The following is a 15,698-nucleotide window of genomic DNA, read 5'->3' on the forward strand; positions in this document are numbered from 1 at the left end:
TGGTAATGAAAATCACGCCATTGTTAATCAATGTTACTCATAAGGGTGTAAAAAGTAATTTAAAGATTAAAAAAATGATAAAAACCTATAGAGGATTTTTGTTTGCTAACTGTTTATATAAGTTGCGCAGTAACCATACGTGTTATTTAAGTCCGCTGGGACTCGTTGCACCGCTGTTTTTTAGTATCAGTGTGCATGCGAGTCAAACTGAGGGACAAATGATGCAGTTTGATATAAAAGCGCAACGAGCAGACAAAGCCTTAATAGAATTTGCTAAGCAAACTGAACAAACAGTGGTTTTTTCGTATGAGCTTGCTAAACAGTACGAGGCAAATTCATTATATGGATTTTATTCTCAACTCGATGCGTTAAACGCATTGTTAGCTGAGACTGAGCTCGATGCGGTTGTTGATCAAAATGGTTTACTGAGTATTAAACTCAAACAAATCAATAGGAAGAATAACAACATGATGAAGCTTTCAGGAGTTAGTGCTGCCGTATTACCTGCTTTACTTGCAGTTAATTCACAAGGAATAAATGCCGCTGAACAAAGCGCAGAAAAAAACATCGAAAAAATTGCTATTGTAGGTAGTCGTGTCGCAGGACGTTCAGTTGAAGACTTACCTGTCCCCGTTGATATTTTAAGTGCAGAAGCACTCGAAAACACCGGCCAAACAGAAGTTGGCCGCATGCTTCAAGCTATCGCACCTTCTTTTAACTTTTCAAGTTCATCTATTAGTGATGGTACTGATGCATTAAGACCTGCAACGTTACGTGGCCTTGGCCCTGACCAAACATTGGTATTGATCAATGGTAAGCGTCGCCACCAAGCAAGTATTATTCATATTAATACCTCGGTTGGTCGTGGTACTGCGGGTACTGACATGAATGCGATTCCAGCCTCAGCAATTAAACGTATTGAAGTGCTTCGCGATGGCGCTGCAGCTCAATATGGTTCGGATGCAATTGCCGGTGTTATTAATATCGTGCTAAAAGATGGCAGCGAAGGTGGTAAAGCGGCCGTTAACTACGGTGAGTATTCAGAAGGCGATGGCGAAACCATTAATATTGACTTTAATAAAGGCTTTGCTTTAGGTGATAACGGTTATTTAAATACAACTATTAACTACCGTGATCGTGCACCAACTAACCGTGCAGGCCTTCATGGCTCATGTCAGTTCTATGGCTGTACTGAACTTTCTGATGGTACCTTGCTTGCAGGTGATCCACGCGAATTAACCGCACCGCGTGATACATTCAGAATTGGCGATGCTGATTCTCAACAATTTGGTTTAACAGTTAACACCGGCTACGAATTAGGAGCGGGTGAACTATACGGTTTTATTACCTATTCAACTCGTGATAACGAATCAGCAGCATTTTTCCGCCATAATGCTAATGCAGGTGGTAACCCGGTACTTCAAGATGGCGATGCAACTATCCCAGCTGGTTTTTTACCTAAAATAAACACCACGATTGACGATATTTCATATAACTTTGGTTATAAAACTGAATTTGATAACGACTCAAGCTTAGACTTATCGTACACCTATGGTGAAAACAGTATTGACTACACGACTAGCGATACTATTAATGGCTCTTACGCGAATTTTTTACGTTATGATCAAGGCCTAAGTGCAGCAGATATTCGCGCCACGATTCCACGTCAAGGTTACGCTTATGGCATGGAGCTATCACTGCAAACGATCAATCTTGATTTTACTCAAAATTTTGATGACTACTCGTTAGCAATGGGTGCTGAAATTCGTACCGATGAGTACCGAATTTTAGAGGGTAGTGAATATGCATATCGTGATTACGATACCAACAATGGTGTTAATATTTACGATGGACTAAGCGGTGGTATTGGCAGCGAAAACGCATCCGGTGGCACACAAGGCTTTGGTGGTTCATCGCCAGCATCTTCGGTTGATGAGTCGCGTGATGTGATCTCATTTTACTTAGATGCTGAAGCTTACGTTATTGAAGATGTAATTATCTCAGGGGCGTTACGTTACGACAATTACAAAGGGTTTGGCGATACAGTTAACTTTAAACTAGCCGGTAACTGGTCAGTAACTGAAGATATTTCACTTCGTGGTGCGCTAAGCTCAGGCTTTAGAGCACCTTCAATGCAACAGTTGTATTTTAACAACATCAGCACACAGTTTGTTGTAGGCCCTAATGGCAATTTAGTGGCTGAAGAAGTAGGGACCTTTAGAAACGATTCAACCCTTGCGCAAAGTTTAGGTATTCCTAAGCTCACAGAAGAGAAATCTCAAAACCGCAGTTTAGGTATCGTTTATAACGTAAGCGATAATATTAATGTAACCTTAGATTACTACTCAATCGATATTGACGACCGTATTGTAATCAGTAATCGCTTAGGTAAAGGCTTATCAAGCAGCCTTGATGCCGCGTTATTAAGCTCGGGTGCAGGTGCAGGGCAGTTTTTCTTAAATGGCGCTGACACTGAGACACAAGGTATCGACTTTGTGGCTACATGGAATACAGAAGGCCTTGGCGGCACGCTTGATTTCACGCTAGCGGCTAACTTTACAGAAACCGATGTAGTGTCGTTATTTACACCAGCAGGTTCTGGTCTTGAAACCGTGCCAGTCGATGATGTGTTTTCTGATCAAGAAATTTCTATTATTGAAGAATGGCAACCAGAAGATCGAATTAACTTAAGTGCACTTTATCGTCGCGACGACTGGACAGTAAACCTATCGCTTAATCGCTTTGGTGAATACACAGTGGAAGATGGCGGCCGCCAGACTTATGGTGCTGAAATTTTAACTGACATCAAAGTAAATTACTTTGTGACTGACGATTTATCAGTAAATATTGGCGCAAATAACTTATTTGATGTTTACCCAGATGAAAACACCATAGGTAATTCACGTTCAGGCACAATTGTAGATGCTCAAGGTAACACCATTGTCAGCAGCGATGGTGTATTTAAGTACTCACGTCGTTCAGCGCCATTTGGTTTTAACGGTGCTTACTACTACGTAGGTGCAGAGTACCGCTTTTAATAACTCTCCTATTGTTATTTAACAACCAAAGGGCCGTAAGGCCCTTTTATCGTTTTTATAGTTAAAGTGTTTATAGTGTCATAAAAACTTCACTGTTTTTAGTTTATGAAATCTTTAATAATAACTGGACTAGACCAGATTGAGTGAAATAAATTATGAACAATTATTTGCTATTAACGCCCGGCCCATTAACGACCTCTAATACTGTTAAGCAGGCGATGCTTAAAGACTGGTGTACTTGGGATGATGATTATAATCGCGACATAGTGCAAACAATACGTAATAAATTAGTATCGCTTGCGACATCACAACCTAATTATACTAGTGTATTAATGCAAGGCAGTGGCACTGCCAGTGTAGAGTCAGCGCTTGGCAGTCTTATTCCAAAAACGGGTAAGTTACTTGTTATTAATAATGGGGCATACGGGAAGCGTATTGCTGAAATTGCCGACTATTTAGCAATTGACTGTCATGTTTTAAATTATACAGAAACGGCACTGCCAAACCTTAATGAGATTGATACTGTTTTAAAAAATAATTCAGGTATTACTCACATTGCAATGGTCCATTGTGAAACGACCACAGGTATACTCAATCCTATTGAAGAGGTTGGCTCACTAGCTAAAAAGTATCAAAAGGTATTTATTGTTGATGCTATGAGCAGTTTTGGCGGTATTGAGTTCGACCTTGCACAGTGGCATATAGATGTAATGATCAGCTCTGCAAATAAATGCATTCAAGGTGTCCCTGGCTTTGGCTTTGTGGTGTGTAAGCAAAGTATTATTGAGCAAAGTGAAGGTATTGCGCGCTCCTTGTCGTTGGATTTATATCAGCAATGGTTATGTATGGAGCAACACCATGGTAAATGGCGTTTTACCTCGCCAACTCATGTTGTGCGTGCATTTTATCAAGCCCTGCAAGAGTTAGATGAGGAAGGAGGAATAGCAGAGCGCTTTAAGCGTTACTCGCAAAACCAAAAGACTTTGGTAGCTGGTATGAAAGCGTTAGGGTTTGTACCTTTACTGAATGAGGAAGTTCATTCCCCCATCATTACCTCATTCTTGTCGCCTAGCGAAGAGCATTATGATTTTAAATCTTTTTATAGTGCGTTAAAGCAAGAAGGTTTTGTTATTTACCCTGGTAAAGTTTCTAACGCCGATTGCTTTCGCATAGGTAATATTGGTGAAGTAGATGAGGCCGATATACAGCGTTTGCTTGATGCTGTGGCAAAAAACCAATATTGGAAAGCTTAAAGCTAATTTCACCCGTGCAAGCGGTGCTTAATTTTCATTAAACACCGCTTTTTTATTGGCCATCAACCACCATTTCAATGGCATTATGCAACCAGTACTCAATGTTATAATCAACTAACAAACCATGCTCATCAAATCGCTTTCGAATAACGTGTAAGCAGGGTGTACCGCTATTTTTTTCAAGTAGATGACTCACTTCATCAGGTAATACCGTGACATTTATTATGCTTTGCTCTTTAACGATATTCGTTGCGTACTGTTTTGCCATAATATCGGTGATAGAGGTATCTAAGGGGTGTGAGTGAAAATCAGCAAAGCGTTTAGCATCACAATAAATATGCTCAAACATTACGGCGCGATTATCTAGACTACGTATACGTTGAAGATGATAAAGCTTTTGGGCATCTAACGCTCGGCAAATTTCAAGCTTTGCCTGCTGTTGTACACTCACGAGTGTCGTTTGTGCAACAAACCCTTGTTGTTTTGCCAATTCATAAAAATTGACTTTAGTAGCAGGGTGCCACTTTAATCTTTTTGGGGTGACAAACCAGCCTTTACGTTTTTGACTGAATATTAGGCCTTCAGCTTCCAACCTCAGAAGCGCTTCGCGTACAGTAATTCGGGTAGAACTAAACTTTTGTTGTAATTCTCGCTCTGAAGGCAACTTATGACCCGCTGCAATCACGTCGGTTTTTAGTAGCGCATGAATATAATTACGGATCTCTTGATATAAAAGCATCGTTTGATTATTTATCCTAAAAATATAGTAGCTTAGCTGAGTATAATATGACTTATATTGTTTATGGTGAGTATTATATTCAGCTAGTTTATGAATCGACTTTAGCAGCATTGCCACTTAATTTAGCCAAAAAATTATCAATACTGCGAACTGCTGCATTACTATCTTCTGCGGCCTCTTTACGTCTTATTGCATTACGTACTAAATATGCACCTGCTGTTCGGATGGGTTCAATAGGAAACTGATTTAGTGATTGATTAACTAAGCCACAGTTTTGCCACTTAGGATCATTATTGAGTACCATTGCACAGAGAATTTTTGCACCCAAATAAGATTGTACAATGCCATTGCCAGAGTAGCCACCTGCGTAAAATACATTTTTTTGATTGTTAAGCTGACCAAAGAATGGAAAGCCAGAAACGCTGCGATCGGAAGCGCCCGTCCACGTTCGTTCTATGGGTAAGTGATGCCTTCCAAAGAAATAATTGAGTGATGATTTTAAAATATCATCATAGCTGCTCGGCAAATCAAACTTTGGATGCACCTTATTACAATAACTAAAAAAGTTTCCTCCTTTACCTAACATTAACCGCCCGTCACTGGTGGTCCGGTAGTAATTAACAAACAGACGAGAGTCAATAATAGCACTGCCGTGATTTAAATTTAGTTGCTCTAAAACTTCTGGGATTGGCTTAGTGATGACCATGTCACTAGAAACCAGTACAACAGAGCGAGAAAATACTTTATGTAAACTAGGTAGCCACGCATTAACCGCAAAAATAACTGTATTGGATAATAGGTTCCCCTGACTTGTATGTACGGTTATTTGTTGATCGCCAAAGTGTTGCATATATTCACATTGCTCTATTATTGTCACTCCAAGCTGTTGCGCGACTCGCTTTAACCCTCTGACGAGCTTCGCTGGTTGTACACTGCCACCATGTGCAGAAAAATGAGCAGTGAGGTTTTGCTTTGAACCGGTTTGTTGTAATTGTTGAGTGTCACAAGAATGCCACGAATTAATTTTAAATTTATCTAAGTAATCAAGCGCGTTACTTAGTCGCCCAATTTGACTCGTGTTGGAGGCTGTATAAAAGCATCCATCAATTCGACAATCACAATCAATAGCATAAGTTAGCGTAAAACGCTTAATATCATGGACGGTTTGCTCAGATTGTTGTACTAAAAAAAGGGCGTTTTCTAATCCTACTAATTTAATCAGACTGGGTAATTTAGTCGACCATGTTAACATCGCACCGCCATTACGGCCCGATGCGCCCTGACCACACAACCCTTGTTCAATAATAGTCACTTTTTTTTGGGGCTGCTGTTGCTTGATTTGAATGGCGGTCCAAAGTCCTGTAAACCCCCCACCGATAATACAAATATCGGTGTGATGATTTTCAGGAAGTTGAGGAAGAAGTCTATCGGCATTCTCCTCTTTTATGGCGTTATCAAACCAAAAAGGTTGATAATTCATTAAGGACGCTCTCCTCGAGCGAGTCTCGCTTCAATTTGCATTAAAACAGGTTCGATATCAGCTAAAGAGTCAATCACGAAATGAGCGCCGGCTTGATATAAATGCTGGTATGCTTCACGAGTTAAAACGGCTTGTTCATCGTTTGAGCACGCTGCCCATTCTTGTTCGGTTAAACCGACTGCATTACCACTTAGGGCAACACCAACAGTCCACATTCCTGCATTTAACCCTTCAGCGATGCCAGGTGCTGAATCGTCAACTTTTACACAGTTCGCAACACGTTGAATGCCTAGTGCATTCACGTTTTCAAGTGCCATCCATGGCCCTGGGCGAGAGCCAGCCGTTAGTTCATCACTACCAACGCTATGATCGGGTTGGTAACCATATTCAGCGGCAGCCACTTCAAGCACGTCCATCACTTGGCGAGGATAGCCTGAACAGCTGCCAATTTTAATACCTTGCTGTTTTAAACGCGCTATTACGGGTAATACGCCAGCAATAGGCATAGCACGATCTGCGACTTTAGCTTTTTGTAATGGCATAAAGGTATTGTAAATATGATCTATTTGCTCATTAGTCATTGAGCAGCCAAATTGTGCCTGCCAACGAGATTCAATTTCCGGTAATTTACCTAGGGTTGCAATATGGTCCCATTTTCCCATGCCCATCGGAATACGCGCTTGCGCCAGCGTAATATCAAAATCAAACGCGGCTTTAAATGCCTCCACAAAAATAGTGGTTGGCGCTACAGAGCCATGGTCTACAACTGTGCCGGCCCAGTCTAAAATGAGTGCTTCTAAATGTTTCATATTTCTTCTCTTATATATGTAGGTGTAGATACAGGGTGTAACCTGCGAACTTGTTTGAAAGGGGATAAGCGCATTACAAAGTAGCTTAGTGAGCACAATACCAAGAATGCAGCGATACAGCCGACCCAGTAACAGGCGTTTATAAAAAAGTTAAGCCAACTAATCTCAGGCATCACAAAGGTGCGATAGAGTAAGATACTCACCGAGCCCAAATAACCAGCTGAGTCTGCTAAGTAAATTAAAAACCCGGCATTAGCGGTTGAGCCAACAGCAGAAATCATACGGTCAAATAAGAAGCAATTGTAGGGGATGTAACTAATATAAAGGCCAGCCCCAAGGAGCACCATCCATGCCTTAGCGTTTAGTAATTGGCTTTCAAACGCAACAGTACTGCCTACGAACAAGCAGGCACCAAACAAAATGAATCCGTGGTTTACATAAAAAGCGGTTTTATTATTTTTTACTAACACCATTGCACCAAGTGCAATCAAGACTATAAATGCCATACGTATACCTGCATAGGCGAATATAGCTGGCTCTTGGCCATATCCCAGTGCTTGCCAAATTTCTGCGGCAAAGTTATCGCGAAAGTCACGAAAGCCAGTAAATAATAAGAAACTCAGAATTAAACAACTAATACCAAACCAGTATTGTTTGAAAAACTGCCAGCGGGCTCTACCATTCATAGGTAAGCGTTGTTGACGCGCCTGCTGATCCTCTGGTGTTGGATTGGGTAACAAGGTTAAACACTTAACACTAAGTAACAACAAGGGTAAAAATAACGCTCCGGTTGCGGCAGGCATCCACAGTTCCGGAACATTGAGATTATCTATCAGCCATTTACCGACACTGCGCACTAAACCTGACGCCAAAATAAAGGTGACACTGAGAATGGCACCGAGTATCTCAGAAGTTCGTCTGCCTTCTAAGAAACTAAATACAATACCCCAAATCATTCCCAACGATAAACCATTAAAAAATAGCCATACTACGTTGACTCCAACAGGGGTCACGGCAAATAAAATTAGCGATAATTCAGCTGCTGTAATCATACCAATGATGGCAAGACCCCGTTGTTGGTGCCGCATTTCTGCAATGACCTTAACACCAATAAATTTGGCGCATAAGTAGCCAAATACTTGTGCCAGTATGAGTGCTATTTTAAAGCTAATTTGCCAACTTGGATCGTCAAACTCTGTATAGCTGTTAGCTGTAAAGGGTTTACGAAATGCATACATACAAAAGTAAGTCATAAATGCAGCGCTTGCTGCAAATAGAACAAACCCAACACCTTGTGCACGATGTAGCCACTTTGGTTGCGTAAACATAGGGTTATCCTTCGCGAGGCTTTCGCCCCGCGTAATACAATAGATTAAAATTGATAATTAATACCGACCATGCCGCGAACACCATAATACTCAACTTGCAGTGGGCGATTTTCATCTCCCAAATAATATTTAAGCGGTTCGTTAGTTAGGTTATTTAATTCAAGATAAACTAATGCATTTTCGTTAAGCTGGTATGACGTAGTAAAATCAACACTAACATTTTCGCCATAATAGCTATCCGATTGCCGATCACTGCCATGCTCTTCGATGTACTCGCCTTTATAATTTAGGGCAACCCGCGCGGCAAAGAAGCTGTCATCGTAATATAAGGTAAAGTTATAGAGGTTATCGGCTTGACGCGGAATCGCTACTTTATCGCCACGATCTGGAATATTCATTTGTGAGTCCATAAAGGTCGCATTCACCATTACTCCAAAGCTATCTAGAGTCGGATTGATGAAGCCCAAATCGCGATTAAAGGCCATCTCAATACCTGCAAGCCATGCGCTGTCGCCATTTTCTGGGCGCACAATATTTACACCACTGTTATCATTAAACTGACCAATTGAGCTACTTTGAAAAATTGGGTCGCTAATGTCCTTGTAAAACAGGCCTGCAGAGACTAAACCAACACGTTCAAAGAAATGCTCAACCATCAAATCAACATTATTTGAGTAAGTGGGTTCGAGTTCGGGATTACCGGTAACAAGTTCGTTATCTGCTTCTAAGTAGGTTGCGCCTGGTGTTAAAGAGCCAAAGTCAGGACGTGAGAACGAGCGGGTTAATGCTAAGCGGTAGTTGGTTTGCTCGTCGCTGTGATAAGTAACATGTAATGCAGGTAACACCGATAGGTAATCATTTTTAGCATGACTTGGTGTAACTCTATCTTCATCAGCCAGGTATATATAACCATTCACCTCAGTATCAGTTTGAGTTAGGCGCAAACCACCTAGTATTTCCCAGTCGTTATTAATTGTATAGGTTGCCATACCATATAGTGAGGTGTGCTGCTCGTTAACATCAAAATTACGTCCTAACGCACCGCCATTTTCAATTAAGGCAGACTCACTTTTATCAAGTACAAATTTGTCTTTATTGGTATTCCAAAACTGCGCTAGATCGCCGGTATCAACAACTTGCGAAAATTGCTGTTGGTAATCAATAGCTAATTCATTTAAAAAATCATTGCGGCCTGGCTGATCTGCCAAAGTAAAGTCACTTAAGCTTGGCGCAGCGCCATAGTTTGCTTCATCCCACGCGTAAAATTCATCGCTAAAGCGGGCGACACGTTCTTTATCACGGTATTTGGCACCTATTTTTACAGTTAAGTTTGCATCTACTTGCCATTCGAAATCGGCACTCGCGACAATTTTATCTTTTTCATTAACGAATATTTTATATAACTCTACCCATGAAAGATTAGTATTAGCAGGATCGAATGAAAAATCACTAGGTAAATGGTTACTGATTGCATTCCATGGATCGCTGCCACCATCAATCGTATTATAAGCGTAATTTTTGCCTGTGCCCCTGTCTTCTAGTCCTTGAAAGCCAACCTGTTTTTGGTCAAATCTGACAACAAAATAACTGTTGTCTTCGCTATTTGGGGTATTGCCATAACGAAATTCATTCTCGTAACTTGATAACTTCCAACTAAGAGTTTTGTCATAACCAAAATAATGCTCAGCCTCTAACTCAAGCCCAGTCATTTCGGTAATTAATTCATTGCGGATATGTTGTACTTCAGCGCGATTTTTATCAAAGCGCATACGGTGCTTATAATGTGTTTCGTCATCAATTAAAGTCCCATACATGGCTGTGGCGCTAATTGTGCCTTGTTCAAGTTGATACTCAACAGCACCATTAAGTCCATAAGTTTCGCGCGTGCCGGTATAATCTCGTAACTCTAAGCGATAAATGCCTAAACCATCATTGCCACGGCGCGGCTCATAGTTATCAGTGGCCCAGTCACGTTGCCACGCAGTCGCATTGATCAAAAAACCTAATTTGTCGTCTAGTAAGCGGTCGCCGTAAAGTAAGTTTGCTGAATAATTAGTGCCATCGGCAAGCTCATTTTGACCAATTGCAAAATTAGTATTAAACACAAAATCATCGGGCGCTTTTTTAGTGATAAAATTAACATTACCGCCAATGGCGTCACCTTCAAGGTCAGGGGTTAGCGCTTTCGACACTTCGACAAATTCAATTAATTCACTAGGGAAAAAGTCAAAAGCTGTTGCTCGACTGGTGGTTTCTTCTTCAGCCGTTGGTAAACGATCGCCGTTGATACTCGCAGAGCTCCACTGTGCCGGTAGACCGCGCACAGCAACAAAACGACCTTCACCTTGGTCACGTTCAATCGACACACCTGGTATACGCTGTACAGCTTCAGCTGCATTTCTATCAGGTAGTTTTCCAATACCGTCAGCAGAAATAATATTTTTAATACTTTTGGCATTTTTTTGGTTATTAGCTGCCGCCATTTCACCGCGCTGAATTTGGCCGACAGCAATTATTTCTTCAATGGCGTTATTATTATTTGCAGCAAAAAGAGTGATTGGTTTTAGCTTTTTTATTTCGCCTTCACCAACAGTAATATCAACAAAATAAGGCTGATAGCCTAAATAAGTCACTTTAAGTTGGTGTTTACCTGGATTTAACTGCGGTAACTCAAATTGTCCCTGATAGTTTGTTACGGTACTTTTACCAGTACCAACTACTGTGATTAATGCGCCAGAGAGCAGTGATCTACTATCTTCTACAGTGCCTACAAATGTAGCGTTACCGGCAACGGCATCTTGGGCAATAAATAACGGGCTAGTACACAGTAATATAGCAGTGGCTATTGCATGTCGTTTCATTATTAGTTTTACCTTAAGTTTATTTTGGTCTAGACCAGATGTTTTAACTAATAATAGTGATGAATTTTTACAAACATGTGACGAAACTAATTTTTTTCACAGGAGGGGATTTTTTTAAGGTAACAAAAAGCCCAGCACTAAGGCTGGGCGGTTATTCTTTGTATTAAACTTAATGTTTTTGCATTTTACTCATTTCAGCATGGCAGCTCTGCATAGTAAGTAATACCTTTGATAACGCTGCTTCACAATCATGGGACTGAGGTTTTTTCAACGCTACTTTAATTTCTTCTAAGGTTTTATCTTCTACTTCCTCAAGCTCTTTAACGTAGGTTTGATCGTTATCGTTAGTAAATTTACTAATCAAAGTTGTGAATGCTCGGCGCGCTTCTACAACAAACGATGAGCCATCTTCGCGCTCACCCTGTTGATTAATTGCGTAAGGTTGTAAACTCTCCACACTGACTTTACGAGCGTCAATCATACGTTGAAATAGGGCACCTATTGCGGGGTCCTTTACTTTATCTTGTGCTGTTTGGTAAAAGTCGATGCCGCTATTCATTACTTGGATAATTTCTGTAATATGATTAATTTCTTGTCCTTGATGGGTGCTCATAATAATGACCTCTGTTAATTTAAAATACTGTCATTACTAAGCAAGCGCTATTCCAAGTAGGTTGTTTTTTTAAGTGTTTGTATTTTATGCTTTTTAATTGTTTAGTAGGCTTGCTAACTGAGCGTTAGCAAGCAAATTTTACATAAAAGTTTGTAAGAAGGTTATTTTAGCTCATCCGCTACTTCAGCTACTTTTTGGCGTAACCAAATATGACTAGCGTCTCTGTGTAATAAAGGGCTCCATATCATATCAAGTTCAAATGGCGGGATAGGAAAGGGGGGCTCCAGTATTTTAAGCCCAGGATCGTCTAAATAAATATTAGCCGCTTTTGAGGGCAAAGTCGCAACTAAATTTTTCTCTTTGGCTAAGTGAACAGCCACATGGTAGTTACGAGTAAAAGTGGCAATATTACGGTGTTTACCAAAATGAGCCAGTGCCTCATCAACCCAGCCCAGCTTTTGCACATCTTTAGGGTCCATCCCCACACCAACACCAAAGCCTGTTTTACTTACCCAAATATGGCGAGCTTTTAAATAGCTATCTAGGCTAAAGTTTTCAATAATGGGGTTATCTGATTTTACTAAACAACAAAAGCTGTCTTTCCAAATACGTTTATGATGAAACGATTGTGGTAAATTTTCAAAGCGGTTAATCGCCATATCAACTTTACCGTTTTCAACATCGTGAAAGGTAACATCACTAGGGGTTAAAATATCTAAGGTGGTGTCGGGCGCTTCTTCGTGTAGTTTCCCTAATAAACGCGGCGCCATGGTACTGGCCGCGTAATCACTGGCCATGATCCTAAACACTCGCTTACTTTGTTTAGCTTCAAACTCACGGTTAGGTGCCAGAGTTTCTTCAAGAGTCATCAAAATTCCACGAATTACTGGCTGCAACTCAATAGCACGCTCAGTCGGCACCATACCATCGCTGGTACGAACTAAAATAGGATCGTTAAAAAGGTTACGTAGGCGTTTAAGTCCGTTACTCATTGCCGGTTGAGTAATACTAAGCTGGTTTGCAGCACGAGTAACATTACATTCGCGCAGTAATGTATCGAGGTAAACCAGTAAATTTAAATCTATTTTACTTATATTCATTGTGTGTCCTTAACGTTTACCAATAATGGATAAAACGCTGTGCTGTAGGATAGGGATAAATGTGACTCACCTTTCCATTTTTTATATTTTGTTGTGCTTGTTTCCAAAAGTTAACATCAAGTAATTCAGGGTGCGTGCTAGTTAAAAATTGTTTATATGTTGGATTGGGCATAACAAAGGTACATAGCTGCTCTGGAAATACATCCTGAGGGGCAACCGAGTAACTTTGTTCATCCGTTAAATAATCGTCATAACTTTTTGCCTTAGGTAGTGCTCTAAAGTTCATGTCTGTTAAATATTGCACTTCATCGTAATCGTAAAAAATAATCCGTTTGTGCTTACTTACCCCAAAGTTTTTTAACAACATGTCGCCGGGGAAAATATTCACAGCAATCATTTCTTTGAGCGCTTGGCCATACTCTTCTATGGCATCGGCGGCACTTTTTTCATCTGCATTTTCTAAAAACAGATTCAGTGGCGTCATTCGCCTTTCAATATATAAATGTTTTATTATTAACCAGTTACCTTCAATGACCATTGATGATCCAATGGTTTTATACAACTGCGCTAACAAGTTACTATCAAAACGCGCTAAAGGAAATACGACGTTTGAATACTCTATGGTGTCGGCCATTCGCCCTACACGGTCGTGGCTTTTAACCAGTTGATAGCGTTTTAATACCGTATCACGACCAAATGGTTTACTTTCGCCAAATTTATCTTTAATAACTTTAAATACATAACCAAACGAGGGGAGGGTAAATACCATCATCACCATGCCGGGTGTACCAGGTGCAATGGTAAATTGGTCATTAGAATGAGTTAAATGATTCAAAAACTCACGGTAAAACTCAGTTTTTCCTTGTTTATGAAAACCAATGGCGTTGTAAAGCTCGGCTAAAGTTTTATTTGGCATGAGTTGGTTTAAAAACCGCACTAACGCTGAGGGGGCGTGAGTTTCTACCATAAAGTAAGCTCGTGCAAAGCCAAAAATAACCCGCATTTGCGATGACTTAGTCAGTAGGGCATCAAGATATAACCCTTTATCTTCATGATGAAGTACCGCAATGATAAAAGGTTGAACGCCGCTTTGCGATACGACACGTCCTACAATATACGCTGCTTTATTGCGGTAAAACGGCGTGTGTAATATATCAAAACGCATTTGCCAATGCTGGTGGTGAGTATCGGGAGCTTGCTTATAAAACGCTTTTACTAATAAACGAATATCACGCTCAAGGTTGACAAAATCGGCTTTAAAATCAAAGTGGTTAATAATACGTTTAATTGTTGGTTTTAAACCATCCACGACGGGGAAGTAACTTCTATATTCAGCCTCTACTGGCACTGAAGGCGCATCTTTGAGTGTCGCTTCAACGAAAATAAAGTCGTTATGAAAATAGCGGCGGTGGTACAAGCGGCAAAATACAGAATTATAAAATGTTTCGGCAAGCTCAGCCTGCGGGTGAAAACATAAAAAATGCTGGTAAATTTTCTTTACTTCAAGCCATAAACTTTCGTTTAGCTGGTCTGTTTGTTGGCGTTCACGTAAGGTTTTTGTGGTTTCGTTAACCCGATCATCGTAATAACTAATACGTAGGCGGCTAATATCATTAATTGCTTGCCAATCTCTTTTAGCAAACGCATGAGGCGCTTTTGCTGTTGTTCTTTGAAACAGCAGGTAATGTTTTTTAAATCCGGTTAATATTAACTCAGCAATTTGGCGTGGTTGCATCAGTACTCCTTAATTGACGCCTTTGGGTGTTTAGTAAAGTGCCGGTGGATACCATTTAATTTGTAAAAGCGGGTCAAAGGAAATTGCACCACTAAACACGCATTAGAGTTTGTACTCTATAGTTGTTAAGGGTATGTTATTTTATGTTTAAAACCAAGCAAATTAAGATGATATTTATTTAAGTTAGTTAGAGTCTGTTTGGTAGGCATCAATCTTTTTTTGTAATTTCTTAATTCGTTTTTCAATTAATTTTTTATCTTTTTTATATTGCTTATCTAAACTTTTTTGCGTTTTTTTAATATCTTTTCTAATTCGTTTTTTATCATCGGCACTTAATATATGATTCAAGCGTTGTTGTTGTTTAAAATCAGCACGGTCTTTTTCTCGTGAAAGTATAGCGAGTTTATTCTGGTTACTGCGCAGCTCTGCCTCTAAGTTAGTAATTATGGTGTCGCGCTCAAGCTCGTTTAACTGCTTAGTGTAGTTTATTTCTTCACCTGTTTGTTTTGGCTCAGTGGCAGTTATTTTATGCATGGTTGCATTGTTACTACAGGGCAATTGTGAAAAGGTAGTCCCTTTTGGGGTTACGCATTTGTAATAGGTAGTTTGGGCTAGTGCAAGAGAGCTAAAGCATAAAAGGCAGGCAGTAATGATCAGATTAATAACGTTGAACATAATGATGATCCTTTGCGCATTCTGATCGAGTTAAAATGTTTTAATCCTAAAAACTATAACTTAGCTG

The 15,698-nt window shown here is 40.2% G+C and carries 11 protein-coding genes; 2 read left to right on the forward strand and 9 right to left on the reverse strand.

The genetic code is table 11. The annotated features are described in order from the left end of the window. Positions 1-5: 5 nt before the first annotated feature. Positions 6-3,038, forward strand: a complete 3,033-nt coding sequence (locus FLM47_RS06180) for a TonB-dependent siderophore receptor (protein WP_178955735.1) — start codon at positions 6-8, stop codon at positions 3,036-3,038. Positions 3,039-3,193: 155 nt separating this feature from the next. Then, the gene (phnW, locus tag FLM47_RS06185; RefSeq protein ID WP_198522997.1) at positions 3,194-4,291 is read left to right on the forward strand and encodes a 2-aminoethylphosphonate--pyruvate transaminase; all 1,098 of its coding nucleotides are present in this window, start codon (positions 3,194-3,196) and stop codon (positions 4,289-4,291) included. A gap of 52 nt (positions 4,292-4,343) precedes the next feature. On the opposite strand, the gene FLM47_RS06190 is transcribed toward phnW, so the two are convergent. From FLM47_RS06190 to FLM47_RS06230, 9 genes are all read right to left on the reverse strand, one after another. Next, positions 4,344-5,030 carry a GntR family transcriptional regulator gene (locus tag FLM47_RS06190; RefSeq protein WP_178955737.1) on the reverse strand — a complete coding sequence of 229 codons (687 nt, stop codon included), beginning with the start codon at positions 5,028-5,030 and terminating at the stop codon, positions 4,344-4,346. Positions 5,031-5,118: 88 nt separating this feature from the next. Beyond that, positions 5,119-6,510 (reverse strand): FAD-dependent oxidoreductase, encoded by a 1,392-nt coding sequence (locus FLM47_RS06195; RefSeq protein ID WP_178955738.1) that lies wholly within the window; start codon positions 6,508-6,510, stop codon positions 5,119-5,121. After that, positions 6,510-7,319 carry a phosphonoacetaldehyde hydrolase gene (phnX, locus tag FLM47_RS06200; RefSeq protein WP_178955739.1) on the reverse strand — a complete coding sequence of 270 codons (810 nt, stop codon included), beginning with the start codon at positions 7,317-7,319 and terminating at the stop codon, positions 6,510-6,512. The genes FLM47_RS06195 and phnX overlap by 1 nt, the downstream gene beginning before the upstream one ends. Further along, on the reverse strand, positions 7,316-8,647 hold the full coding sequence (locus FLM47_RS06205) for a DUF5690 family protein (protein ID WP_178955740.1): 1,332 nt from the start codon (positions 8,645-8,647) through the stop codon (positions 7,316-7,318). The genes phnX and FLM47_RS06205 overlap by 4 nt, the downstream gene beginning before the upstream one ends. A 44-nt stretch (positions 8,648-8,691) precedes the next feature. Then, entirely contained in the window at positions 8,692-11,508 is a 2,817-nt protein-coding gene (locus FLM47_RS06210) for a TonB-dependent receptor (RefSeq protein ID WP_178955741.1), read from the reverse strand. Positions 11,509-11,677: 169 nt separating this feature from the next. After that, positions 11,678-12,121 (reverse strand): PA2169 family four-helix-bundle protein, encoded by a 444-nt coding sequence (locus FLM47_RS06215; protein ID WP_178955742.1) that lies wholly within the window; start codon positions 12,119-12,121, stop codon positions 11,678-11,680. Positions 12,122-12,282: 161 nt separating this feature from the next. Continuing rightward, on the reverse strand, positions 12,283-13,221 hold the full coding sequence (locus tag FLM47_RS06220; RefSeq protein WP_008468187.1) for a LysR family transcriptional regulator: 939 nt from the start codon (positions 13,219-13,221) through the stop codon (positions 12,283-12,285). Positions 13,222-13,237: 16 nt separating this feature from the next. After that, positions 13,238-14,956, reverse strand: a complete 1,719-nt coding sequence (aceK, locus tag FLM47_RS06225; protein ID WP_178955743.1) for a bifunctional isocitrate dehydrogenase kinase/phosphatase — start codon at positions 14,954-14,956, stop codon at positions 13,238-13,240. Between the two features lie 183 nt (positions 14,957-15,139). Continuing rightward, positions 15,140-15,631 carry a DUF4124 domain-containing protein gene (locus FLM47_RS06230; RefSeq protein ID WP_178955744.1) on the reverse strand — a complete coding sequence of 164 codons (492 nt, stop codon included), beginning with the start codon at positions 15,629-15,631 and terminating at the stop codon, positions 15,140-15,142. Positions 15,632-15,698: the final 67 nt, after the last annotated feature.

It is taken from the genome of Pseudoalteromonas sp. Scap06, from assembly GCF_013394165.1.
In the GTDB taxonomy this organism is placed as follows: Bacteria; Pseudomonadota; Gammaproteobacteria; order Enterobacterales; family Alteromonadaceae; genus Pseudoalteromonas.